The following is a 24,621-nucleotide window of genomic DNA, read 5'->3' as shown; positions in this document are numbered from 1 at the left end:
GATTCAGGCGGCGCTGCGGGCAGGATACGGCAAAGCTTGCTCCAGGTCTGCGAGGATATCTTCGACATCCTCAAGCCCGACGGACAAACGGATCAAACCATCGCTGATCCCATGCGCGGCCCGTTCTTCCGGGGTATAGGTCGAATGCGTCATGGATGCAGGGTGCTGGATCAGCGTTTCGGCATCGCCCAAGGACACCGCGCGCTGGATCATGTTCAGGCGGTTCATGAATTCGATCCCACCGGACAGGCCGGACTTGATCTCGAACGCGATCATGGCGCCGGGTTGGGACATTTGCCGCTGCGCGACATCATGCTGGGCAAAGCTTTTCAGCCCGGGAAAATAAACCTCACCGACGGCGGGGTGCGCCTCGAGGAAATCAGCGACGACCTTGGCTGACGCGCAATGACGATCCAGACGCAGGTTCAGTGTTTTTAGACCACGCAGGATCAGCATCGCGTTGAAAGGGGCCATGACCGCACCGGTCATATCCTTCATTCCGACCAGGCGGATTTCGGCGATCTGTTCGGCGGTGCCGACAACCAGACCAGCGACCACGTCGCCATGCCCACCGAGATATTTGGTGGCAGAATGCAGAACGATATCCGCCCCGTGCTCGATCGGGCGGGTCAGATAGGGGCTGGCATAGGTGTTGTCGACGACAGCCGTTGCACCGACCGAATGCGCAATTTCGGCGCTGGCGGCGATGTCCACCAAGCGCATGTTCGGATTGGCCGGAGTTTCGAAATAGACAACGCGGGTTTTGTCAGAAACGGCAGCTTTCAGGTTCTCTGGGTCTGTCATGTCGACATGGGTGATCGTGACCCCCCATTTTGCCAGACCGTGGCGCATGAAGGCGAAGGTGCAGCCATAGAGCGTTTTGTCCACGATGACTTCGTCCCCCGGCGACAGCAGGGTCCAGAGCACTGCCGTGATCGCCCCCATGCCGCTGGAAAGGGCCAGTCCGGCCTCGGCCCCTTCAAGCACCGCAATGCGTTGTTCCAGAAGGTCACATGTGGGGTTCGAAATACGGCTGTAGATATGACCTGCGCGTTCACCGGCGAACATCTCTCCACCAGCCTCTGCGGTTTCAAAGGTAAACGTGGACGTCAAATGCAGCGGTGGGGTAAGGGCGCCGTCATTTTCCAGAGGGTTGTAAGCGTGGTGAATGGCGCGGGTGGCAAATCCGGTTGAACGAGTCATTGCAAGCTCCTGTTTCAAGCTGACGCCAGTTTGCACCTTTACTTTGGGCTTGTGCTTGCAAATAGTATCAAGACAGCGATCTATATTGGCAGATTCTGCCAATTTTAAGGTTGAAATGGACGATAAAGACAGACAGATCATTCGGGCGCTGCAAAAGGACGGGCGCATGACGAACCAGGACCTTGCCGACGAGGTGAACCTGTCTCCGTCGCCGTGTCTGCGCCGGGTCAAGAACCTCGAAGCGCGCGGGATCATAAAGGGTTACAGCGCAGATGTGGACGCCGCCGCATACGGCATAGGCATTACCGTTTTTGTGCGGGTCCGGTTGGAGCGACACAATGAAACGGACGTACAGAATTTCGAAAAACGCGTTCGGATGATCGACGAAGTTCTTGAATGCCACGTGCTGACCGGGGCGATGGACTACCAGCTGCGGGTGTTGGTATCGGATCTCGAGGCATATGAAGAATTCATACGAAACAGAATTCACCCGATCGGTGGGATTGCTTCGATCGACACCAGCTTTGTTTATGGAACGGTAAAGAAGACCGCCGTTTTTCCACCCTGATGGAACGCGCCCGGCCAATCTGCGAACTCAGGTTGATGTGCATGTTTAACGCGCGCCGGGATAAGGTTTCACAGCCAACTCATGGCGGCGCGGGCGAGAGGACCTTTGAGCCTCGGTCGCAAAGGGTCGTGGCGCGCCGCCAGCCCTTGATTCTGTCGAACAATATCTTGACGCGATTGCGCCGCTTAGCGTGCTTTGCAGGCAACCCGCACTGTTTGCGCCCCCGGATTCTGGCACGCATCCCGAAGATCAGACATGTTCACCGCTCGTTTTTCGAACCGTGAACACGCTGACCTGCCGAATTCAATGGGTTCCCGGCCTAGTAGGCGACCATCGTCAAAAGCTCATATTCCGCAACCATTTCATCATCCTGTTGGGTCAGGGTGACATGCCAGCGGACTTCGCCGTATTCTTCGTTCCGTTTGGTCTTGGCCTTGACCGTCAACCGCACCTTGATGGTATCACCCGCCTGGACGGGCTTCATGAATCGCAACCCGTCAAGACCCGTGTTTGCCAGAACCGGGCCTTCGTTCGGTTCAACAAACAATCCGGCTGCAAATGACAGAAGCAGATACCCATGGGCCACACGGCCCGGGAAGAACGGGTTCCGTTCCGCCGCTGCCTGATCCATATGCGCGTAGAACGTATCGCCGGTGAAATTGGCAAAGTGTTCGATGTCTTCCATCGTGATTGTACGGGGCGCCGTGTGGAGGGTCTCGCCAATCGCCAGCTCGTGGAACCGGCGCGTGAACGGATGGGCTGGCCCTGCGACCTCGGTCGCGCCGGGAACCCATTTGTTCCCGATCGCGGTCAGCAAATCGGGTGACCCCTGAATGGCTGTCCTCTGCATGTAGTGCTTCACGCCACGCACACCGCCCATCTCCTCGCCGCCACCAGCGCGTCCGGGTCCGCCGTGAACCATATGCGGCAGAGGAGAGCCGTGGCCGGTGGATTCCTTCATCGAGTCACGATTGTTGAAATACAGCCGCCCGTGATAGACCCCGGCCCCAAGGGCAACTTGCCGCGCCACATCCGCGTCACGAGTTATGACCGATGCCACCAGCGACCCCTGCCCGCGGTTCGCCAGATCGATCGCATGGTCAAGATCGCGATACCCCATCACCGTGCTGACCGGGCCAAAAGCCTCGGTGTCATGGACGCGTCGGGCCGCATCCGGATTGGCACAGTGGTACAACATCGGCGGCAGGAACGCGCCTTTCTCGGCATCCGCCCCATCAACCTGAAAATCGTCAGGGTTGCCGAAAACGCGCTCGGCTTCCTGCCCGATGATTGCCGCCTTTTCCAGAACATCGCGTTTCTGACCGTTCGAGACCAGCGCGCCCATGCGTGTGGTTTTCAGCCGCGGGTCGCCGATGACCGTTTTTGCCAACCGCGCGGACAGGGCTTCGATCACCGCCTGCACCTGAGGCTCTGGGGCAATGATCCGGCGGATCGCCGTACATTTCTGCCCGGCCTTCGTGGTCATCTCGCGCTGGACTTCTTTGACGAAAAGGTCGAATTCCGGCGTTCCGGGCTCGGCATCAGGGCCCAGGATCGAGCAGTTCAGACTGTCCTGCTCGGCTACGAAACGAACAGAATTCTCCAGGATGACCGGGTTGGAACGCAGTTTCGACGCCGTTTCCGCGGATCCGGTGAAACTGACCACGTCCTGCATGGTCAGACGGTCCAGCATATCGCCCAGACCACCCGAAACCAGCTGCAACGCGCCCGCAGGCAAAATGCCGGAGTCCAGCATCAGCCGGACGCATAGTTCGGTGACGTAGCACGAGTTCGTCGCCGGTTTTACGATGGCCGGAACGCCTGCCAGAAGGGTTGGAGCCAGCTTTTCCAACATCCCCCAGACAGGAAAGTTGAACGCGTTGATGTGAACCGCCACCCCATGCAACGGGGTGCAGATGTGCTGCCCCAGAAAAGTGCCATTGCGCGACAACTGCTCGACCTCACCGTCCAGATAGACATATCCGTCCGGCATCTCGCGTCGACCTTTCGAAGCGAAGACGAACATCGTGCCGATACCACCGTCTATGTCGATCAAGTGGTCGGACTGGGTCGCACCTGTGCTGAAAGACAGGTCATACATTTCCTGTTTGTGCTGACCCAAATGAACGGACAGCGCCTTGAGCATCTTGGCCCGCTGGTGGAACGTCATCTGCCGCAGCGCCGGCCCGCCGACATTGCGCGCATAGTCCAGCATCCCCTGCACATCCAACGCGCTATTGCCGGCCGTGGCGATCACCTCGCCGGTGACTGCGCTTGTAATATTGCGGGCACCCGCACCGGGCGCAACCCATTCACCGGCCGCGAAGCTGGAAATCTGTTGGATTGTCATGAGCGTCTCCTCATTTGTTGTGTGAACTTCGCGCGGCCATATGCCCGTCTCACGAAATCATAATATAAACCGTACGGTCGGTCAATAAATTGGCGAATTGTCACCCAAACCGCACATCTCAGACTTGCGCTGGCAGTCGCGCGAAACCCCGAAACCGGATGCGCCCGCCCCGTTCGGCGCCGTCAGTGATGCGATAGGTCGGGAATCGCGTAAGAAACCGTCCGACGGCCACGCGCCCCTCCATACGGGCCAGGGTCAGGCCGACGCAGGTATGGGGACCTCCGGCAAACGCGTGATGCTTGTTGGGGCGCCGATCCAATACAACCTCATTAGGTTGTTCAAACTGCCGCGGATCGCGATTGGCCGCGCCGATACACAGGTGAATGTCCGTACCGGCCGGAATGGTCTGACCGTGGAACGTTACATCTTCGGTGGTCAGACGATTGCCAAACTGATTTGGGCTTTCCAGCCGCAGAAACTCGTCCACTGCCGTGTTGATCAGATCCGGATTGGCCAGAAGATCGGCCCGCTTGTCGCGGTGCTGTTCCAACAGTTCCAATGCGTTGCCGATCAGGTTGGTGGTGGTCTCGTGCCCTGCGTTCAGAATGAAGATGCAGTTCTGGTACAGCTCGACCTCGGTCAAGCCACCGTCGGTGTCATCCTGCATCAACCGTGTCAGGACATCCGTCGCAGGATCTCCGGGGATGGCCCGGCGATCTTCGATGACATGCCGAAGATAGTCCTTGAAATCAGATACCGACCGGTTGCCCCACTCTTCCTGCTCGGGCGTCAATTGGGGTTCCAAAGCGCCCAGAATAGCCAAAGACCAATCCCGCAAAGGGCCACGTTCCGATCTGGGAATGCCAAGCAGGTTGCCGATGATCTCGATCGGGATGGCACCGGCGAAATCCTCGATCAACTCTACCGAGCCCTTGGCCTGCATCTCGTCCAGCAGCCCATCCACAAGTTCAATCAGGCCCGGTTCCATCTGCGCCAGCGCCCGTGGGTTCATAGCGCCGACCATGACCTTGCGGACGCGGGTATGCAGGGGCGGATCGTTGAACACAAGGCTGGTGGTATGGTGTTCGTACAGCGGGCTATCGATACCGTATTTGGGGCCGAAAACCGCCTTTTTATCCGAAATGAAACGCTCGGTATCCCGGTACACCAGATCCAGATCGTCATACCGCGACAGGACCACCGAACCATCGGGCTGCCAGCAGACGGGCGTGTCTTCGCGCAACGCGGCGTAGGTTGGATAGGGATCCGCATGAAACCCGTCCGAAAGCGCAGTCAGAGAGAACATCAGTGACCCATCGCTCCCATTTGTTCGGGAAGGACCAGAACCAGCCACGGCACCAGAACGATCAGAGCCAGACGGAAGATGTCTGCCACCCAGAACGGTGTGACCCCCTTGAAGATTGTTCCGGTCGATACGTCCCCGACCACGCCTTTCAGAATGAACACGTTCAGACCCACGGGCGGCGTGATCAAACTGATCTCGGTCACGACGACGACAACGATGCCGAACCAGATCGGATCGTATCCCAATGACGTGACCAGAGGGAAAAAGATCGGAACCGTCAGCAACAGCATCGACAGCGATTCAAAGACGCATCCCAGAATGATGTAGATCCCGAGGATCATCAGGATCACGACGAAGGGCTCCACCTCATATGCGGTGACCAAGGCGATCAACGCTTCGGGCAGACCGGCCAGGTTGATGAAATTCGAGAAGATCTGCGCGCCGATCAGAACCGAGAACAGCGCTGCGGCGGTGAAGCTGGTTTCCTTCAGCACTTCAAAGGTCGATCTAAGGGTCAGCCCGCCGCGCGACAATGCGATCAGGAACGCCCCCATCGCGCCCATACCAGCGGCTTCGGTCGGGCTGAAGGTCAGGTTCAAAGGATGGAAATCGAACACTCCGTACAAGCCGCCGATCACCAGGAAGAACAACAGCAACACCGCCCAGACCGAGCGCAGGGCCGACAGGCGTTCGCCCCAGCCGTGGCGTTCACCGGCGGGGCCGGCCTCGGGCCTGCGCCAAACGGTCCAGCGCACCGCGAACAGATAGAAGAGGATACCAAGTACACCGGGAATTATGCCCGCAACGAAGAGTTTGCCGATCGATGTTTCGGTCAACAGGCCGTAGATCACCAAAATGACCGACGGTGGGATCAGGATACCCAGCGTGCCACCGGCGGCAATCGACGCGGTCGACAACTCATCCGCGTAGCGGTACCGGCGCATCTCGGGCATCGCGACTTTGGACATGGTCGCAGCCGTTGCCAGCGAGGAACCGCAAATGGCCGAAAAGCCGCCGCATGCGGCAACCGTCGCCATGGCGATACCACCTCGGAAGTGGCCCAGGAAGGCGTTTGAAACCGCGTATAATTCGCGCGCGAGCCCGCCCTTGTTCACGAACAGACCCATGAGGATGAACAGTGGCACGACCGAAAGGCCATAGTCCTGTGCCGTATCGGTAATCTGGCGACCCACCATCGACATGGCGGCCTTCAGCCCGCGCTCGGACAGGATGCTGCCACCGCGTTCATATGCGAACCCAAGCGTCCCCACGAGGCCCATCGCAAACACAATGGGCAAGCGTACCAACACAAGAACCAGGACAAGGGCGAAACCGATCAGTGCGGCAGTCATCAGGCGTGCTCCGACAAGGTTTGGGGGGCAAAAATGTGCAAAAGACCGGTGATGACCATCGCAACGGCCGTTATTGCAGTGAAGGCGGCGATGAACCAGCCGACATAGAAGACAGGGATCGACAGGTATTCGGTGACGTCCCCGTAATCCCGTGCACGTTCAGCCAGAACCCAAACGCGCTGAATCGGCCAGATCAGCATGATGCCAGACACCAGATAGACAATTGCATCGCGTGCCCTGCTCAGCCGCAGGCGGGAAAAAATTCCATCGGTCAGGTCAACGGCGATTTGCCCTTTCCCGGCCGAAATCATCGGCAGAACCGAGAACACAAGGATCGCCATCAGAATCCGCGTCAGTTCGGTTGCCGCCTCGATCGGAGCATTGAAGACTGAGCGCAGGATGACGTCAAAAAAGGTCATCACCATCAGGATGAACAGCGCCACACAGGCCAGCACCGTCGGAATGATACTGACGCGACGCGCGAAGGTCACGATAGATTGCATGATTGGCCCCCAACGGGTGAAGATGGCTGGCGGGTCAACCCCGCCAGCCGGGCTGTGTTACTGGGCAGCCATTTCGTTAACGATCATGTCATAAGCGGCTTGCGCATCAACACCGGTGCCATTGACCTCTTCGATGACCTTGGCACGCACATCGGCAGCGATCGCGTTGAACTTTTCCAGATCTTCAGCAGAGGCTGCATTGATCGCGTTGCCCTCGGTCTGTTCGGTCGCCTCACGGCCGATCGCGTCGATCTCATCCCAGATTTTACCGATTTCGCGGCTCAGCGGTTCGCCGAAGACCTTTTCTTCCAAAGCGGCCTGCACATCGGCGGGAAGATCCGCAAAAGTGTCTTCGTTCATGATGAACGCAAATGAACCGCGATACAGGCCACCCGGAACTTCATATACGTTCTGCGCCACTTCAGTCAGCTTGAAACCCTTACGGGATTCAAATGGCATAACCACACCATCAGCAGCTTTCGACGCGAGTGTCTCGTATACTTTCGGCGCGGGAACCTGGATTCCGGTTGCGCCCAGCGCCGTGCCGACATCTCCGCCAACGCCGCCCGGGATACGCACCTTGAGGCCTGATACCTCGTCGAGGTTGGTCACGGAGCTGCTGGAATGAAGCTGTGCCGGGCCGTGTGTGTGCAGGGCGATCACTTTCACACCGCGATGTTCGTCCGCTGCCTTGAGATACTTGTCGTATGTACGCCAATACGCGACCGAGGCCGCTTCGGCCGAGCCCTCATATCCGGGCAGCTCAATCATCTTGGTGGTGACGAAACGACCGGGCTGGTAACCATGGAAGATGATCGACGCATCCGCCGCGCCATCCATGATCAGATCCATCTGCGCCGGCGGCGGGGCAATTCCCAGCTTCAGTTCAGCAGTGACTTTGCCGTCGGTGGCTTCTTCGACCATTTCCACGAATTTCGGCCACATCTTCGCGTTGATGCCGTGGGTTGGCGGTGCCCAGCTGGAAATCGTCAGCGTATAATCCGCCGCCAGCGCCACTGTGCCCGAAACAGCCAGCGCGGCCGAGGCCAAAAGAGTGCTCAACTTGGTGAACTTCATGGTTTTGTCTCCTCCCTGTGAAACATGACTCGAGAATGCGTTAATGGTCACTTTTGTAACCATCAACATGTTAATTGTTTTCCAATTGGCCCGCGAGGCGCCACGAACCTGGGCTTTCTTTCACTACGGTTAGCATATTTGCGGCGCACCGGCTGACGCCGATTTCGTTGCAATAGTTCATCGGTCCTCCTCTCCAGCGGGGAAAGCCATATCCATGGATTTGAACCATATCGACAGCTTCGGCGTTTTCCGCGATCCCCTCTTCAATGATCAAAGCGCCCTCGTTGGCCAAGACCGCCAGCAACCGCGAACAGATTTCCTCGTCCGAAAAATCCCTGCGGGTGATGCCCTGCTGGTCGGAATAAGCTTCGATCAATGCCTCAATTTCGGGATCACGAACCGGATCACGACTGCCCTCTTCGTAGCGGTACCACCCTTTGCCGACACGCTGGCCGAAACGCTCACGCTGACAAAGCTGGTCCGCGATGGTGACATAACGTTCGTTCGGGTCGCGGTTGGCGGCATTGCGTTTGCGGTTCGCCCAGGCAATTTGAAGACCGGTCAGATCCTGAAGCTCGTAAGGCCCCATGGGCATCCCGAACGCCCGCATTGCACGGTCCACCTGATAGGGAAGCGCCCCATCTGCCAGCAGATAATCGGCCGCGCGCCGATAGGCGGCCAACATGCGGTTGCCAATGAACCCATCGCAGATACCCGACAGCACCGAAACCTTGCGAAGCTTCTTCCCAAGCGCGACCGCAGTTGCGACCACTTCAGCAGAGGTTTGCGGAGCTACCACGACCTCGAGCAGTTTCATGACATGGGCCGGGCTGAAGAAATGCAGCCCGATGCATCGGGCCTGATTGCCGACGTCCGCGAAAATTTCGCGCGGGTCCAGATAGGACGTATTGGTGGCCAAAATCGCATCGCTGCTCATATGCCTTGCCAGCTCGTCAAATACCTGTTGCTTGACGGGCAAGTCTTCAAAGACGGCCTCGATCGCCAGTTCGGCATCCGCAGCGCCTGCATAACTGTTCACCGCACGAAACGCAGCAAAGCGATCCCGAAGCTGCGCCTCGGACATCTTGCCTCTCTTGACCGCGCCTTGCAGCAGACCCTCGACCCGATTGTGCGCTGCGGCCGCGGCGTCAGCGTCTCGCTCGATCAACGTCACGGACAGCCCGCCGCTCAGGGCCGCAGTTGCGATCCCTGCCCCCATCAACCCACCTCCGACAACGGCGATCCGTGTTATGTCACGGGCGGCCACGCCTTTGATCAACGAAGGTTTGGACACGGCACGTTCAGCAAAAAACGCGTAGCGCAAAGCGCGGCTTTCCGGGCTTTGGCGCAACTCCAGATGGCGCGCGCGCTCTTTCGGTTGTGCGGTGGCAAATGGCTCAACCGACCAACCAAGCGCCGTCAGGTTTTCCAACGGTGATTTCTGACCCTTGGCGCGTTTCTTCAAAGCCTCGCGGCTCGTCTCCAACAGATCCGGCGCAAATTCCGCCACAGCACGCTGGCTGACAGGTATTGGGCGTTCGGGCAGGTCGGCAATCAACTCCAGGACAGCAGCCCTGGGGTCTTCGGCGACGCGGTCGACGCCGCCAAGCTCGGCCAGTGTCTCTGCCTTGAAAATTTTGCCCGAACAAGCCATGTCAATTGCAGCCTGCATCCCGACAAGACGCGGCAATCGTTGTGTGCCCCCTGCCCCGGGGATCAAGCCCACATTGACTTCCGGCAGACCAAAACCCGTTCCCGGCGCTGCGATCCGCCACGCACAGGCCATGGCGATTTCGAACCCACCACCCAGCACGTTGCCATGCATGCAGGCAATGAACGGAACCTCGCTGTCTTCGATTTTCTGAACCACGTCGGGCAAGTGCGGCTCGACCGGCGGCGCATCGAATTCGGACATGTCGCCGCCTGCGACAAAGGTTTTTCCAGCGCAACACAGCACCGCCACCCGCGCCCCCTTGACCGCATCAACGGCGTCAGACAGCCCTTGGCGAACTCCTGTCGACGTCGCGTTTACAGGCGGGTTGCCAATGGTGACCCACGCCACGTCGCCCTTAAATTCAACGCTCACCAGCGACGACTGCGACATTTGCAATCCCTTTGATCGGTTCAGATTCGGTTCGGGTTTATATATTGACCAACCGTTCGGTTAATGCAATGATTAAGTTGAAACGAGACCAGATGAGACAGTCATGAGCGATACGATTCTTGTACAAGACAACGGGAACTGGGCCGAAATCACCCTGAACCGCCCGGACAAGCTGAACTCGTTCAATGAAGAAATGCACCTGGCGCTACAGGATGCGCTGAAAGCCGCGCGCGACGGCGGGGCCCGCGCGATATTGCTGACCGGTGCCGGACGAGGCTTTTGTGCCGGTCAGGACCTCGGCGATCGCGACCCGTCGAAAATGGAAGGCCCGCCGGATTTAAGCAAAACGGTACGCAGATTCTATGCCCCTCTTGTCCGGTTGATCCGGTCAGTGAATATCCCGGTGATCTGCGCCGTGAACGGAGTAGCCGCCGGGGCGGGTGCAAATCTGGCGCTGGCCTGTGATATGGTTCTGGCCGCGGAAAGTGCAAAATTCATTCAGAGCTTTTCCAAGGTGGGCCTGATTCCCGACACGGGCGGCAGTTGGCACTTGCCGCGCCTGTTGGGCGAGGCGCGCGCCAAGGGGCTGGCCCTGACAGCCCAACCCCTTCCGGCCAAGCAAGCCGAAGATTGGGGGCTGATCTGGAAGGCGGTGGCCGATGATCAATTGATGACCGAAGCGCGCGCACTTGCCGCGCAATTGGCAAACGGCCCAACCCTCGGGCTCGGGCTGACAAAACAGTGCATTCAAACCGCTGCCACCACGTCGCTCTCGGATCAGCTTGAGATCGAAGCAGACGCAATGAAGACCTGCGGGGAAAGCGCGGATTACGCCGAAGGCGTATCCAGTTTTCTTGAAAAGCGGACACCGAATTTCCAGGGACGCTGATGATGACACCCAAGGAACGTGCCACGAAATCCGCTGAAGCGATGTGGGCGAATGACCAAGCCAGCAAATGGTTCGGGATGGATCTGGTCGAAGTCGACGAAGGCCGTGCAGTTCTGACCCTGACAGTCGGGGACCATCACTGCAACGGGCACGGCATTTGCCACGGGGGCGTCACTCATGCCCTGGCCGACAGCGCCTTTGCCTTCGCCTGCAACAGCCGCAACGTGGCAACCGTCGGCCAGCATACGATGATGAGCTACCTCGCGCCCGGAAAAAAAGGGGACCATCTGACCGCAACCGCGACAGAGGTTGCCGTCACCGGCCGCAGTGGCATCTATGACGTGCACGTCACCAACCAAGACAACACCCTGATCGCCGAGTTTCGCGGAATGTCCCGCGCGGTCGGCGGGCAGAATTTTCAGGAATAGCTTCGCGACTGGAGGAGTGACGCGATGGAAGACCTTTCCCCAAACAAAGCGGATCTGGACCCGATCGAGATCGCCTCGATCGACGAAATCCGCGCGACGCAGCTTGAACGCCTCAAATGGTCCGTTCGCCACGCCTACGAGAACGTTCCGATGTACAAGCAACGGTTTGACGAATCCGGTGTGCATCCCGACGATCTTCAGCAGCTTTCGGATCTGGCGAAGTTTCCGTTCACGTACAAGAATGATCTGCGTGACAACTATCCGTTCGGCCTGTTCGCCGTTCCACGCAGCCAGATCATTCGTCTGCACGCCTCGTCCGGTACGACGGGCAAGCCGACGGTGGTGGGCTACACGAAAAACGACATCGACAATTGGGCGGATCTGGGCGCAAGGTCCCTGCGCGCATCGGGGTTGCGCAAGGGGGACATGGTGCACAATGCCTATGGTTACGGGTTGTTCACCGGCGGTCTTGGCGCACATTACGGGATCGAGCGGCTTGGCGCGACCGTCGTCCCCATGTCCGGCGGGCAAACCGAAAAGCAAGTCAACCTGATCAACGATTTCCGGCCCGACGGGATCATGGTTACACCTTCCTATATGCTCAATATCCTTGAACAGTTCCACAAGGCCGGGCTCGACCCGCGTGAAAGCTCGCTGAAGGTTGGCGTGTTCGGTGCCGAGCCCTGGACGGACGCCATGCGCGCCGAAGTCGAGGATGCGTTTGATATGCATGCGGTCGACATCTATGGCCTGTCCGAAATCATGGGGCCCGGGGTGGCCAATGAATGCGTTGAAACCAAGGATGGCCCGGTGATCTGGGAAGATCACTTCCTGCCTGAAATCATTGATCCCACGACCGGAGAGGTCCTGCCCGATGGCGAAACCGGCGAGTTGGTGTTCACGACCCTGACCAAGGAAGGTTTGCCGATGATCCGCTATCGCACGCGCGATCTGACCTGCCTGCTGCCGGGGACAGCACGATCCATGCGCCGGATGGCCAAAATCACCGGTCGCAGCGACGACATGATGATCCTGCGCGGGGTCAACGTCTTTCCCAGCCAGATTGAAGAACAGGTCATGGCGACGGGGGGCCTTGCCCCTTATTATCAGATAGAGCTGTACAAATCTGGCCGCATGGACGCCATGCGGGTTTATGTTGAATCGTCCCCGGATTCCACCGACGAACTGTCCAAGACGGCCGCGGCACGGATGCTGACCAAGCGGATCAAGGACGTCGTTGGCGTCTCAACGGAAATTGTTGTAGGTGACCCCGGCGACGTCGAACGCTCTCAGGGCAAGGCGAAGCGCGTCGTCGACAATCGCGATAAGGAATAAGCCGTGGCCCGTACAATCGCCAAAGATCACGACCAGAAGCGGAAGCAAATCCTGAAAATGGCCGCCAAAGTGTTCGCCGACCAAGGGTTTGATCGCGCCTCGATGACCCTGTTGGCAAAAGAGTGCGGGATTTCCAAGGCAAACATCTACCACTATTACGACAGCAAGGATGCCATCTTGTATGACATCCTTGAAACCTACCTGCGCGAGCTTCGCGACCGTATCTGCAATGTGGATCTGAACGGTCTTACGTCTGAACAGAAGCTGCGGAAAGCGGTGCGCGAAATCCTGTTTGCCTATCAAGGCGCAGATGACGAACACCGGGTGCAGATCAGCGGCATGAGCGCCTTGACCGAGGAACAGCAGAAACTTCTGCGCGGGTATCAGCTGGAATTGGTAAATTTTGTGCGCGACATCCTGAAAGAGCTGGCCCCGACAGCCTTCAATGATGACAAGGACAAGCTGCGCGGCACCACGATGTCAGTTTTTGGGATGCTGAACTGGTATTACATGTGGAACACCGGCGCGGGCCCCAAAGCCCGCGAAGACTATGCCGATCTGGTCAGTACGCTGACCGTCCATGGTATCCACAAGCTCTAGTTGTGGCCTTTCGGGCAAAACCGTTTCAAATCCAACGCAGGTGTGCCTGCCTTTGTCCTGTTGCCACAGAGCCGGATTCAGGGCCGCAACGTGTTTTCCTCATCCTGACCAATCAATGCGGAACTCTTCCCGAAACGCAAAACGCGCCAGATGAGCCTCGATGACCTGTTGCCATCGGGCCAGATCACCGCGCGCCCGGGTGGCGGCGGTTACGGTCAGGCTGGTATCACCTGCCGAAAGCGTGACGCGGTTCCCGTCCGGAAAGCTCACGCTGCCTTGCGTTTCATCAAATGTTACCTGAGCCTTGCGCGACCAGTGTTTGCAAAGCTGTTGCAGGTATTTCGACGCCGCGCCTGTCTGTGCGATTCCCGAAGCCACCTGATCGGGCAGCAGGCTGAGCCCATCAGTAGCAGCGGCCCGGATTGCCTTGGCGAACAAAGTCACATCGATGTCCGTGGCCACGAATGTTGCCCCCAGATCCAGGCATTTTCGCTGCATGACCGGGTCCAGTGACAATATCCCTGCCGGCTTGCCTGCCGCAACGATGCGCCGGATCGCATCAAGAACGGCCTCGATCACGTCCGGGTGCCCGGCATCGCCGATATGGCCCATATCTGCGGCCAGATCCGACGGGCCGACGAACACCCCATCGACGTCGGTCGCCAGTATGTCGTCCAGCGCCTCCAGCCCAAGCCTGTTTTCGACCTGCACCAAAAGACAGATCTGCTCGTCCGCCGTTTTCAGATAATCCGGGATAGCCGCAAAACGCGAAGCCCGCGCCAAAGCGGAACCTACGCCCCGAACGCCACGAGGTGGATACTGCACGGCCCGCACCAGTTCGCGCGCCTGATCGCCGCTTTCCACCATCGGCACCAGTATGTTCTGCACACCGGCATCAAGATATTGCTTGATCAACCAGGTTTCGCCAATCGGCAGGCGTGCGACGGGGGTACTGCCAGATCCTTCAATCACCCTCACCTGCTCGAGGATCGAGCGCAGATCGTTTGGTGCATGCTCTCCGTCAACCAGCAGCCAGTCAAACTGCGCCGTTGCGGCGATCTCGGCCGTATAGGCATTGGCCAGCCCAACCCAACACCCGATCAAAGGGGTTCCCGCCCTCAGCGCGGCCTTGAACGAATTGATTGGCGCAGGCATTGGCGCTCCTTTCAGGCGAAATTGATATCGACTGAGCCGAACGGCCCGAAATCCGCGTGGATTTCTGTTCCCAGGGGGCATTCGACCGGGCGGATGAAGCTGCCGGACAGAACGACCTGGCCCGGCGCGATGCTCTGACCGTATTGCGCCATGCGACGCGCCAGCCACACGACGCTTTCGACCGGATCGTTCAGCACCCCCGCACCCAGACCGGTTTCTTCGATCTCGCCATTGCGGAAGGTCAGCGCGCCAACCCATCGCAGATCAAAGGCATCCACCCTGTGGCGATCGTTGCCCAAAACGATACCGGCATTGGCGGCATTGTCACTGATCGTGTCAAAAACCGTGCGGACCGCGCCGGTTTCGGGATCCACCCGTTGAATCCGCGTATCCAGAATTTCGATGGACGGCGCGACATAATCCGTCGCCGCGATGATATCTGCGCGGGACACGTTTTCCCCGCCTATGGCCGATTTCATGACAAAGGCAATTTCGGCCTCAATCCGCGGCTGAATGAAACGCCCGGCCGGAACGGTGGCACCCTGTGCAAACACCATGTCGTCAAACAGAATTCCACTGTCAGGAATATCGATGTTCAACGCGTATTGCATGGCTTTCGAAGTCAGGCCGATCTTCCACCCGATCACCTTGCGCCCTTCGGACAGTTTCTGGCGAGAGATGGCGTTCTGCACCTCGTAAGCGTCATCCATGCCCATCTCGGGGTGGCGCAGGCTGAGCAGGCCAATCTGCTGATGCGTTCGTTCCGCCTGCAAAAGGTCAGCGGCCGCGCGCGCATGGTCTTCGGGCGTCATACTATTTCATCCTCAACCGTGTTTCGCAGAATACCGATACCGTCGACCGAGACCTCGACCACATCACCGGGTGCCAGGTATTTTGGCGGGTCGAACCGCGCGCCCGCCCCAGTCGGTGTACCGGTCACAATGATATCGCCGGGCTGAAGCGTCATGAAAGTCGAGATATATTCGATCTCGCGCCGGATCGGGAACATCATGCGGTTCAGCGTATCATCCTGTCGCAGCTCGCCATTCACGCGGGTTTGAAGACGCGCCTCATCCAGCTGAGCCACATCCGTGAACGGAACCAGCCACGGGCCAATGGCCCCGGACCTGTCCCAGTTCTTGCCTTGTGTGACATTGAACTTGGCGTGCCGAACCCAGTCTCGAATGGTTCCCTCATTGCACAACGTCAGCGCGGCGATGTGATCATACGCGTCTTCCTGTGGAATGCGGCGGCCAGCCTTGCCAATCACGATGGCCACTTCGCCTTCGTAATCCAGCGTGTGGTTTTCCGGCGGGCGGATCAGAGGCCGGTCATGGCCTGTAAAGCCACTGGCGAAACGCGGAAACAGGGACATGTATTTGGGTTGCGCGCTGCCATCTTTGTATTCTGCGTTCCGGTCAGGAAAGTTCACCCCGACGCAAAGGATACGTCGCGCGTCCGGCATCACCATGTCGTAGATGAAATCGGGATGGGTGACAGGTTTCCCCCCGGCCGCCTCTGCCAGTTGATCGAACGCCCCGGCCGCGATCACCTCATAAAGGCTGTCGTGTTCCGGGAATTCCTGGTTCAAGGCAATGGCACCACCGTCGGTGATTGCCCCGAAGAAACGTTCTTCGCCCGATACGAAAGTGGCAAACCTCATTTCATGGTCTCCCACACGTCCCGGATCACGTCCGCAGCCATCAACACGTCGTCGCGGGTGGTATCGAACTGCCCGACCTGAAAGCGGATGATCTTGCGGCCGTCGAACATGCCCTGCGTCAGGTAAATCCGGCCATCGTCATTCAGCGCGTCCACCAGACGCTGCTGCTGAGCATCGTCCCCTGGGCAGCGGAAGGAAAACAGGCTGAGGATAGGGCCGGTTGTGATCTCGAACCCCTCGATCGCACCGATCTTCTCCGCCAGTTCGCCGGCCCATGTCACGTGATTGCGGATGCGTTCGCGCAATCCCTCCAACCCGTATGACCGCAACAGGAACCAGATTTTCAACGCCCGGAACCTGCGGCCCAGCGGGATAGTCCACTCTGAGTAATTCGTCACCTCGGCTCCGGTCGTCTTGAGGTATTCCGGCTCGATTTTCAGCGTATCGAGCTGCGGCGTGGCGTCCCTCAGGAACTGGATCGCACAATCGAATTGCGCACCCATCCACTTGTGCGGGTTGAAGACGATGCTGTCATAGCGGTTGGCGCCCTGCCACAAAGCCCTGCGGAATTCGGGGCAGATCATGGCCGAACCCGCCCAGGCGGCGTCAAGATGGGTGTAGAGGTCGTATTTTTGGGCGATATCAGCCACGGCCATCAGATCATCGCAGGCCCCCACACCTGTGCCACCGGTAATTGCAACAATCCCGGCCGGGATATGTCCGGCGGCGACGTCATTCTTAATGGCGGCCTCAAGCGCCGAGGGAACAATCCCGAAATTCGACCCCTGCGTGGGCAACTTGACCAGATTGTCCTGACCGATCCCGGCAACCCAGCATGCCCGGTCAATCGACGAATGCACCTGATCGGAACAATAGATCCGCAACGCCCCCTTCGCGTTCAGGCCCTCCCGGTTGCCGGTAAAGCCGGTGGCCCGTTCCCGCATGGTCAGTACCGCCGACAAGGTGGCCGAAGAGGCGCTGTCCTGTATGACGCCGGTCATACCCTCGGGCAATCCAAGGGCCTGCCGCAGCCAGTCGACCATGACGCCCTCGACCTCGGTCGCGGCAGGCGAGGTCTGCCACAACATGCATTGGGCCGCGATGGTCGTCACCAGCATCTCGGCCAACATGGACGGGGGTGCAGCGTTGGCCGGGAAATACGCAAAAAAGCGCGGATGCTGCCAATGGGTGATGCCCGGCATCACGATCCGTTCGAAATCGGCCATGATGGCGTCCATCGGCTCGCCTGTCTCGGGTGGAGTTGCAACAAGCTGGGCCGCGATTTCCCCCGGCGCGGTCTGCGCCCGCACGGGACGTTCAGCAAGTGTCTTGTGATAATCCGCCGCCCATTTCGAGATGTGCTGACCCCAATACGAAAACGTGTCCCAGTTCATCTACTGATTTTCCTTTGTGACGGGATCACCGCCAAATCCTTTTGTTCCGTTGCGTGCGTCACACCGAAAAGCTGACATTGGCCTGACCGGTGCCAGAGCTGCCGAAATACGGGGTGTAGATGTCGATCTCACCCTTGTAGCTTCCCCACCCCAACGCACCAAACAGCAAAGCAGTGTCATTCATGGCGCATTCACCGGTGCATTTTTTTGCATAGTCCGGCAGCATTTCCAGAAACTCTTCAAATCGGCCCTGCTGCCACAGCTCCAGAACGCGCATGTCCATCTGGCGGTTGAACTCGCCATTCACGGCATTCAGCCCGTCGACCGAGCGTTCATTCGGCGTAAAGTCGTGGCTGAGCGAGCCGGACGCCAGAATGGATACATTGCGGTCCGAACGTCGGATACCCTCGGCAATGGCCTCGCCCCAGGCCCGGTTTTCCGCAATCGACGAGAATTGATTGACCGCCACCGGCAAAACCCGGGCATTCACGCCATCATTGATGAAATGCATCGGCAGCAGGGTGCCGTATTCCATGCCCATGTCGGGGTGCGAATGGCCCAGCGCCCGCTCTCCCCGTTCGCGCAGAACGTCAAGGATGGTTTCCCCAAGTTCATGATCGCCGCGATAGTCGAACTCCATATCCGCCAACATATGCGGCAGTTCGTGACTTATGAACCGGCCCTTGTGATGTTCCTTCGTGTTCAGGTGAAACCCTTGATTGGTGATCCAATGAGTGTCGAACACGATGAACGTCTCGACCCCGCGGTCGATCGCGTCCTGACGCAGGCGTGCATATCCATCAATGGCGGATTGCCGGATGCCCTTGTACTTTTGCATCGTGTGGGACATCCAGATGCTGGGTACATGCGTGATCTTTGCGGCCTGTACTATCTTTCCCATGGCAATTCCTCCTCGTGTAATGGGCTTGCCCCGGCCGGGATCGACCTGCGTGATCTATTTACCCAACTGCATGATCTTGTGCTGACCGGTGGCAAAGCCGATATGTTTCTGTTCCATATAGAATTCAAAGCTCCAGTCGCCGCCATCCCGGCCAATGCCGGACGCCTTGACCCCACCGAACGGCGTGGGCAGGTGACGCACGTTCTCGGAATTCACCCAGATCATTCCAGCCTCCAGCCTGTCTGTAAACCGAAGCGCGCGGGTCAGATCATTGGTCCAGACATAGCCGGTCAGGCCATATGGCGTGTCGTTGGCGATCTCCAGCGCCTCATCCTCGGTCGAGAACGGGATCGAGGTCAGGACAGGACCAAATATCTCTTCACGCGCAATGCGCATCTGGTTGGTGGCATTGGTGAACAGGGTCGGCCGGACGAAATAGCCCGCATCCCCCACCGTGACGCCGCCAGCGGCGACAGTTGCGCCATCTTCCTTGGCGATGTCGAAATAGCTCGTGACCTTGGTGTAGTGTTCTTCGGTCACCAACGGCCCGATCTCGGTCTCGGGGTCCAAGGGGTGCCCCACCTTGATGTTGTTGACGCGCTCAATCAATCTGGCTTCGAAGTCTTCCTTGATCGTGTCCTGCACCAAAAGCCGCGAAGACGAGGTGCAGCGCTCGCCATTGATCGAATAGATCATGAAGATCACGGCATCCAAAGCACGGTCCAGGTCCGCATCATCAAACACGACAACCGGGTTTTTTCCACCCAGTTCCAAATGGTTGCGCTTATGGGAATCTGCGCCTTGCTTGACGATCAGACTGCCGGTGCGGCTTTCGCCCACAAAGGCAATGGCCTTGATCAGCGCATGCTCGCACAAAGCCTTGCCAGCGTCGGGGCCAAACCCGTTGACCGTATTCAGCACACCTTTGGGCAGCCCTGCCTGCTCGGCGATTTCCACCAGAAGACGGGCCGTCAGAGGGGAATCCTCGGCGGGTTTGTGAACCACCGTGCAACCCGCAGCCAGGGCCGGTGCTATCTTCCAGGTCGACAGCATGAACGGCGTGTTCCACGGGGTAATCACGCCAACCGGGCCAATCGGCACACGGGTCGTCACATTCATCAGCGTCGGAGACTTCAGGTGCTGCCCATCCCGCGCCTGAATCACCTGATCCGCGAAATACCGGAAGTTCTCTGCCCCGCGCAAAGCTGCCTTTGACATGAAACGCAGGGTCTGCCCCGTGTCCCAGCACTCGCACAGTGCAATTTCCTCGGCGCGCGCTTCAATGGCATCAGCCACATTCAACAAGATGCGACGGCGTTGGGTGGCGGGCATGTCTCGCCACTCTGCAAAGGCTGCGTGGGCGGCCTTGGCTGCCGCGTCGATGTCATCTGCCGTGCCATGGGCAACATCACAGATCACGGATTTGTCGACGGGTGAGACCGACTGAAACACTCCGGCGGATCCGTCCCGGTCTTCACCCGCTATACGGTTGCGGATGCCCGTTTCCCGGAACCGGTCCAGAAAGCCGTTCAGCTTTTCGATGTTTGTGTCCAGTGCACTCATGCGTCAGGTCTCCTGCGTGGTCGCCGACAGGTGTTCGCGGATCGTACCGGCCTTGGGCGACAGCTTGGGGTCGATGTCACGCATCTCAAGCGAGAGCGCGATGGAATGCTGTGGAAAAACCGGCACCAGGTATGTTTTGACCGCCTCGAATATGCGCTGTGTCGCATCTTCCTTGACATCCGCGGATCGGCCCGCCCGCAGGCGGATCGAGATATCAATGAACCCGTGCGCCGGGTTGCCGTCCGCTATGGCGTAATGATCGACCCGTGTCGCGCGCACACGAATACCGGGCATGGGAAAGGTCTCGATCCCGGCCGCCGTTGACCGAATGCACTCGCACAGGCCATCCATGTCGATCCTGTCTTCAAGATTTCCGGAATATTCGACATGGAAGTGAGGCATGGTCTCTCCTTTATTAGTTAACATGTTTAGTTTTTAATGCGCCCCCTGTCAAGAGATTGCTTTGTTAATCTTTGCAATTCCCAAAACGGCGTTCTAGAAGGCCGCATGAACACTCAAAGCCACTCCAAAAGCACTGCCCGGTCCCTTCCGATCGCGTTGCTGCGTGCCCGCGAAACCGTCATGGCTCCGATCCGGGATATGCTGCAAGGCATTCAACTGACCGAGCAGAAATGGCGCATCCTGCGCGTTCTGGACGAGTTGGGCGAAGTGGAGCAAAGCACCATCGCGCACGAGGCGTGCCTGTTGCTGCCCAGCGTGACCCGCATTTTGCGCACGATGGAGGCTGACGGCCAGATTACCCGCCGTCAGGATAGCGAAGACAAACGCCGCACCATGGTCAAGATCACCGAAGCAGGCCGCACCATCCTCAGGGAAAACCTGGCCACTTCACTTGCGATCTCCAGCAATATCGAAGCGCAGATGGGCAAGGAGAAACTGGATCAGTTGCTGGACCTGCTCGAGGATCTGCAAGCTATCAAAGTCTGACCCCGCCAGGTTCCGAAGGGGTCGGTTGACCGCCTACAAAGTGGCAAGACCGGTATCCAGCGCCGACAGAATTTTGGCCACGTCTTCCGAAGTGACGATCAGCGGCGGCGACAGAATGATGTTGTTGCCAGACACACGCACCATCACGCCATCTTCATATGCGGCTTTCTGAACCTGAAGCGGCAGGTGTTTTGCGACAGGCGCCTTGGTCGCCCGGTCCGAAACCAGTTCCAATGCGCACATCAGTCCCTCGCCGCCCCGCACGTCCCCGATAGCGTCATGCTTGTCGGCCAGCTTTTGCAAGCCGTCAAACAACTCATCCCCACGCGCAGCAGCGTTTTCCCAGATCCTCAGCCGGTTGATCTCGGACAGGGCGGCCAAGGCCGCGGCCGCCCCGACCGGATGGCCAGAATAGGTGTACCCCTGATCCACGGATGCCAGGCCCGTGGTATCGCTTTCAAATACCTCTGCGACCGCACCGGAAATCATGGCCGCGCCAAAAGGGAAATACCCGTTGGTGATCGCCTTGGCCGTCGTCATGATATCGGGCTGAACACCCCAGTGCCGCGCACCGCTTTCGCTGCCGGTGCGACCAAAAGCGGTGATGATCTCGTCCGAGATCAGCAGGATGCCATGTTTCGAACAGACCTCGCCCACCATGGGCATGAAGCTCTTGTGTGGCGGGATCACACCGCCCGCGCCCAACACCGGCTCCATGATGAAGGCGGCAACAGTGTTTGCACCTTGAAAAGCGATCTCGGCCTCAAGCGCCTTGACGCAAAGCTGCGCCAGACGCTCGGGGTCGGTTTCGTCAAACGGGTTGCGATAGGTCCACGGCGCCGGCACGTGAAAACAGCCGGGCATCATCGGCTCATACACCGCGCGGAATTTCTGGTTGCCGTTGACGGAAGCGGCGGCAAAATGGGTGCCGTGATAACCCTGCTTCAGGCTGATGAACTTGGTGCGCCCTGCTTCACCCCGAACCTTGTGATATTGACGCGCAAGCTTCAGCGCAGTTTCGACGGAATCCGACCCGCCCGACGTAAAGAATGAACGGGTCAGCCCGTCGGCCTCGAAGAACTGGGCCAGCTCATAGGACAGCTCGATCGCCTTGTCGTTGCTGGTGCCGCGAAAGGTCGAGTAATAGGGCAGCGCGTTCAGCTGATCCGCTATGGCCTGTTTCACCGGTTCACAGGAATAGCCCAGATTGACGTTCCACAGCCCCCCTACGGCGTCCAGCGCCGTGTGACCATCGACATCAGTGATGTTGACCCCTTCACCACCGCTGAGAATGGTCGGCGGGTTCTTCCGGCTGTCGGCGGGGTGCGCCATCGGGTGCCAGAAATACCGGGCGTTGTTTTCCTTCAGAAAGTTGGAGTCTTTCATGTCGCGGGTCTCCGAGTATTGAATCCGCCCCGGGTCACGGGTGGAATCCGGTTGGAAAGGAGTCGGGCAACTGGCCGCCAAAACCAGCAGTCAGATCAACCGAAAGTGAATGCAACGTGGACAGTATTGCCGGAAGGCGGTCGCTGGTTGCCCGGGTTTCCGGGACAGCTATCGCGATGGTTCCCAATGCGACCTGATCGATGCCGAAGATCGGCGCGGCATATCCAAAAACACCTTCTTCGTAACTGCCACGGCTGTCGGCCCAGCCTGAAACTCTGATCTTTGCGACCCGTTCCCTGATAAGCTTCGGATCAGTAAGCGTCGCTTGCGTAAACCGTGCCTGCACGTGCTGATCCAACTGCTCCAAAAGGTGAGCCGGCCCGAAACTGAGCATGCAAAGACCTGATGCCGTTGCATTGAGCGGAAGCATCTCGCTGGGATCCAGACTGACGCGGACACTGTGCTGCGTTGTTTCCACCACAAGCGCCGTCTGCAACCCCGTTTTCTCAAGCAAAGACAGATGCAGGGATTCACCGACCACCTGCATAGCGGCCTGCATCTTTTGGCGCGCGCCCTCAATGCCGGGCCTGGCGATCTCTCGCAGCGCGGCCAAACGCAAAGCCGCCGGCCCGATCGCATAGGATTTCGTCATCGGATTCTGTTCGATCAACCCGAACTCCTCAAGCGCGCGCAGGTGACGCAATGCCGTTGCTTTGTTCAGCCCGGACAACCGCGCAAGGTGACTCAACCCGATCTCTGGGCGGGCATTGGAAAAGTAGTCCAGCATTTTTAAGGCGTTAAGGGCTGTACCCATGTGCGTGTGGTCCTCTTGCTCAGGTATTACTTGACAGAACTAACTTAACAAAGCAACATTATTATTGTTAACGCGGTTCAATTAATGAACCAGTATCGGGAGGTGTCAATGAAGAAATTTCTAACAGCCGCCGCTTTTGCGGCTTCGGCCACTGCCGCACTGGCTGAATACCCTGAAAAGCCGGTAAGTTTTGTCGTCCCCTGGCCTCCGGGTGATCTGGAAGATGTCCTTACCCGGATGATCGCCGACGAATTCCAGGCCATGTACGGTGTGCCTGCCGCTGTCGTGAACAAACCCGGCGGCGGAGGCGGCCCATTCCCCGGCGCGGTCGAGGTGGCAACCGCTCCGGCGGATGGCTACACCATCGGCTCATTCGTCATCGGCGTACCTGTCATCGGCCCCGAAATCGGAATTCCCGAACTCAACCCGAATCCTTTTGATCCAATTGGTATCTTCCTGACCTATCCCTTCGTCATCGCGGCCAGCAAAGACGCGCCGTTTTCAAGCTGGGAAGAACTGGCCGAACACGGCAAGGAAAATGACGTGGCGCTTGGCCATTTCGGATCGGTTCTGCCCCCCACTCAGGTCACATTTGCAGCTGCGGTCAGCAGCGGGTTCGACTTTGCCAGCGAAGCAGCTTTCGACGCCCTGGATTGCAACACGCTGGCCTCAGGTGACGTGGATGTCATCAATACGACGCTACAGCTTATCCTTCCCTGCCTTGATCAGGTGAACGTCCTTGCCAGCATCGGCGGCGAGCGGATTTCACTGGTTCCGGATACGCCGACGATCGTGGAACTCAATCCGGATCTGCCATTGGCCCTTTGGAACGGGCTGTTCGTGCACAAGGACACGCCCGCCGACGCGCGTGAAAAGATCTCGGCTGCCGCGCAGAAAGCGTTGTCCTCGGACAAGGCCAAAAAGCTGGCTGAGGAAACGGGCGCCCTGATCTACTGGCAGGACCCGGACGCTTCGAATGCTCAGATCGAGCAGGACAAAGCCTCTTTCGCCAAGATCGAAGAGATTCTGGGCGAATAATCCGAAACAGGCCCGGCCAGATCGAACAACGCCGGGTCTGTTTG

Annotated in this window: 23 protein-coding genes; 7 read left to right on the top strand and 16 right to left on the bottom strand. The window is 58.6% G+C overall.

The window, feature by feature from the left end; translation table 11 throughout:
• Positions 1–3 precede the first annotated feature (3 nt).
• A complete protein-coding gene (locus tag ACR3E6_RS18910) occupies positions 4–1,203 on the bottom strand; it encodes a methionine gamma-lyase (protein WP_171724612.1) in 1,200 nt (399 codons plus the stop codon).
• Between the two features lie 115 nt (positions 1,204–1,318).
• Here ACR3E6_RS18910 and ACR3E6_RS18905 point away from each other — a divergent pair, with 115 nt between their 5' ends.
• Positions 1,319–1,771, top strand: coding sequence for an Lrp/AsnC family transcriptional regulator (locus ACR3E6_RS18905; RefSeq protein ID WP_171636498.1), 453 nt, complete (start codon positions 1,319–1,321; stop codon positions 1,769–1,771).
• A 319-nt stretch (positions 1,772–2,090) separates the two neighbouring features.
• On the opposite strand, the gene paaZ is transcribed toward ACR3E6_RS18905, so the two are convergent.
• The 6 genes from paaZ to ACR3E6_RS18875 all read right to left on the bottom strand — a co-directional run bounded on the left by paaZ (position 2,091) and on the right by ACR3E6_RS18875 (position 10,445).
• The gene (gene paaZ / locus ACR3E6_RS18900; protein ID WP_480488734.1) at positions 2,091–4,121 is read right to left on the bottom strand and encodes a phenylacetic acid degradation bifunctional protein PaaZ; all 2,031 of its coding nucleotides are present in this window, start codon (positions 4,119–4,121) and stop codon (positions 2,091–2,093) included.
• Between the two features lie 118 nt (positions 4,122–4,239).
• Complete coding sequence (locus ACR3E6_RS18895; RefSeq protein ID WP_480488732.1) at positions 4,240–5,427, bottom strand: cytochrome P450; 1,188 nt, start codon at positions 5,425–5,427, stop codon at positions 4,240–4,242.
• Positions 5,427–6,779, bottom strand: a complete 1,353-nt coding sequence (locus tag ACR3E6_RS18890) for a TRAP transporter large permease (RefSeq protein ID WP_171636504.1) — start codon at positions 6,777–6,779, stop codon at positions 5,427–5,429. The genes ACR3E6_RS18895 and ACR3E6_RS18890 overlap by 1 nt, the downstream gene beginning before the upstream one ends.
• Complete coding sequence (locus tag ACR3E6_RS18885; protein ID WP_152460571.1) at positions 6,779–7,282, bottom strand: TRAP transporter small permease; 504 nt, start codon at positions 7,280–7,282, stop codon at positions 6,779–6,781. The genes ACR3E6_RS18890 and ACR3E6_RS18885 overlap by 1 nt, the downstream gene beginning before the upstream one ends.
• 57 nt (positions 7,283–7,339) lie before the next feature.
• Positions 7,340–8,359 (bottom strand): TRAP transporter substrate-binding protein, encoded by a 1,020-nt coding sequence (locus ACR3E6_RS18880; protein WP_171636506.1) that lies wholly within the window; start codon positions 8,357–8,359, stop codon positions 7,340–7,342.
• A gap of 70 nt (positions 8,360–8,429) precedes the next feature.
• Positions 8,430–10,445 (bottom strand): FAD-dependent oxidoreductase, encoded by a 2,016-nt coding sequence (locus ACR3E6_RS18875; RefSeq protein ID WP_480488729.1) that lies wholly within the window; start codon positions 10,443–10,445, stop codon positions 8,430–8,432.
• 121 nt (positions 10,446–10,566) lie between these two features.
• On the opposite strand from ACR3E6_RS18875, the gene paaG reads away from it, so the two are divergent.
• The 4 genes from paaG to ACR3E6_RS18855 are packed head-to-tail and all read left to right on the top strand — an operon-like array spanning position 10,567 to position 13,715.
• Positions 10,567–11,352 carry a 2-(1,2-epoxy-1,2-dihydrophenyl)acetyl-CoA isomerase PaaG gene (gene paaG, locus ACR3E6_RS18870; protein ID WP_480488727.1) on the top strand — a complete coding sequence of 262 codons (786 nt, stop codon included), beginning with the start codon at positions 10,567–10,569 and terminating at the stop codon, positions 11,350–11,352.
• A gap of 2 nt (positions 11,353–11,354) precedes the next feature.
• Positions 11,355–11,780 (top strand): hydroxyphenylacetyl-CoA thioesterase PaaI, encoded by a 426-nt coding sequence (gene paaI, locus ACR3E6_RS18865; RefSeq protein ID WP_171636641.1) that lies wholly within the window; start codon positions 11,355–11,357, stop codon positions 11,778–11,780.
• Between the two features lie 24 nt (positions 11,781–11,804).
• On the top strand, positions 11,805–13,115 hold the full coding sequence (paaK, locus tag ACR3E6_RS18860) for a phenylacetate--CoA ligase PaaK (protein ID WP_171636512.1): 1,311 nt from the start codon (positions 11,805–11,807) through the stop codon (positions 13,113–13,115).
• A 3-nt stretch (positions 13,116–13,118) separates the two neighbouring features.
• On the top strand, positions 13,119–13,715 hold the full coding sequence (locus tag ACR3E6_RS18855) for a TetR-type transcription factor C-terminal domain-containing protein (RefSeq protein WP_171636514.1): 597 nt from the start codon (positions 13,119–13,121) through the stop codon (positions 13,713–13,715).
• Positions 13,716–13,814: 99 nt separating this feature from the next.
• Here ACR3E6_RS18855 and ACR3E6_RS18850 read toward each other — a convergent pair whose 3' ends face one another.
• Genes ACR3E6_RS18850 through ACR3E6_RS18820 form a run of 7 tightly spaced genes read right to left on the bottom strand, consistent with a single transcriptional unit; the run spans position 13,815 to position 20,793 of the window.
• The gene (locus ACR3E6_RS18850; RefSeq protein ID WP_480488724.1) at positions 13,815–14,870 is read right to left on the bottom strand and encodes an aldolase/citrate lyase family protein; all 1,056 of its coding nucleotides are present in this window, start codon (positions 14,868–14,870) and stop codon (positions 13,815–13,817) included.
• An 11-nt stretch (positions 14,871–14,881) separates the two neighbouring features.
• Positions 14,882–15,682: a 2-oxo-hept-4-ene-1,7-dioate hydratase gene (gene hpaH / locus ACR3E6_RS18845; protein WP_210093467.1), complete on the bottom strand. Its 801-nt coding sequence runs from the start codon at positions 15,680–15,682 to the stop codon at positions 14,882–14,884.
• Positions 15,679–16,533, bottom strand: coding sequence for a fumarylacetoacetate hydrolase family protein (locus ACR3E6_RS18840; protein ID WP_171636520.1), 855 nt, complete (start codon positions 16,531–16,533; stop codon positions 15,679–15,681). Before ACR3E6_RS18840 ends, hpaH begins: the two co-directional genes overlap by 4 nt.
• On the bottom strand, positions 16,530–17,927 hold the full coding sequence (locus tag ACR3E6_RS18835; RefSeq protein ID WP_480488722.1) for a pyridoxal phosphate-dependent decarboxylase family protein: 1,398 nt from the start codon (positions 17,925–17,927) through the stop codon (positions 16,530–16,532). Before ACR3E6_RS18835 ends, ACR3E6_RS18840 begins: the two co-directional genes overlap by 4 nt.
• 58 nt (positions 17,928–17,985) lie before the next feature.
• A complete protein-coding gene (hpaD, locus tag ACR3E6_RS18830) occupies positions 17,986–18,828 on the bottom strand; it encodes a 3,4-dihydroxyphenylacetate 2,3-dioxygenase (RefSeq protein WP_171636524.1) in 843 nt (280 codons plus the stop codon).
• Positions 18,829–18,882: 54 nt separating this feature from the next.
• On the bottom strand, positions 18,883–20,391 hold the full coding sequence (hpaE, locus tag ACR3E6_RS18825) for a 5-carboxymethyl-2-hydroxymuconate semialdehyde dehydrogenase (RefSeq protein ID WP_480488720.1): 1,509 nt from the start codon (positions 20,389–20,391) through the stop codon (positions 18,883–18,885).
• 3 nt (positions 20,392–20,394) lie between these two features.
• Positions 20,395–20,793 carry a 5-carboxymethyl-2-hydroxymuconate Delta-isomerase gene (locus ACR3E6_RS18820; protein ID WP_480488718.1) on the bottom strand — a complete coding sequence of 133 codons (399 nt, stop codon included), beginning with the start codon at positions 20,791–20,793 and terminating at the stop codon, positions 20,395–20,397.
• Between the two features lie 105 nt (positions 20,794–20,898).
• Here ACR3E6_RS18820 and hpaR point away from each other — a divergent pair, with 105 nt between their 5' ends.
• A complete protein-coding gene (gene hpaR / locus ACR3E6_RS18815) occupies positions 20,899–21,339 on the top strand; it encodes a homoprotocatechuate degradation operon regulator HpaR (protein WP_171724623.1) in 441 nt (146 codons plus the stop codon).
• Between the two features lie 33 nt (positions 21,340–21,372).
• On the opposite strand, the gene ACR3E6_RS18810 is transcribed toward hpaR, so the two are convergent.
• Both ACR3E6_RS18810 and ACR3E6_RS18805 read right to left on the bottom strand, forming a co-directional pair.
• Positions 21,373–22,725, bottom strand: a complete 1,353-nt coding sequence (locus ACR3E6_RS18810; RefSeq protein WP_171636530.1) for an aminotransferase class III-fold pyridoxal phosphate-dependent enzyme — start codon at positions 22,723–22,725, stop codon at positions 21,373–21,375.
• Between the two features lie 34 nt (positions 22,726–22,759).
• Positions 22,760–23,539 (bottom strand): IclR family transcriptional regulator, encoded by a 780-nt coding sequence (locus tag ACR3E6_RS18805; protein ID WP_171636532.1) that lies wholly within the window; start codon positions 23,537–23,539, stop codon positions 22,760–22,762.
• A 108-nt stretch (positions 23,540–23,647) separates the two neighbouring features.
• Between ACR3E6_RS18805 and ACR3E6_RS18800 the strand changes: the two genes are divergently transcribed.
• Positions 23,648–24,577: a tripartite tricarboxylate transporter substrate binding protein gene (locus tag ACR3E6_RS18800; RefSeq protein ID WP_171724625.1), complete on the top strand. Its 930-nt coding sequence runs from the start codon at positions 23,648–23,650 to the stop codon at positions 24,575–24,577.
• Positions 24,578–24,621 lie beyond the last annotated feature (44 nt).

Source organism: Ruegeria sp. AL3, assembly GCF_056536065.1.
The sequence above is the reverse complement of the archived record's forward strand: the minus strand, read 5'-3'. Positions and strand labels throughout refer to the sequence as shown.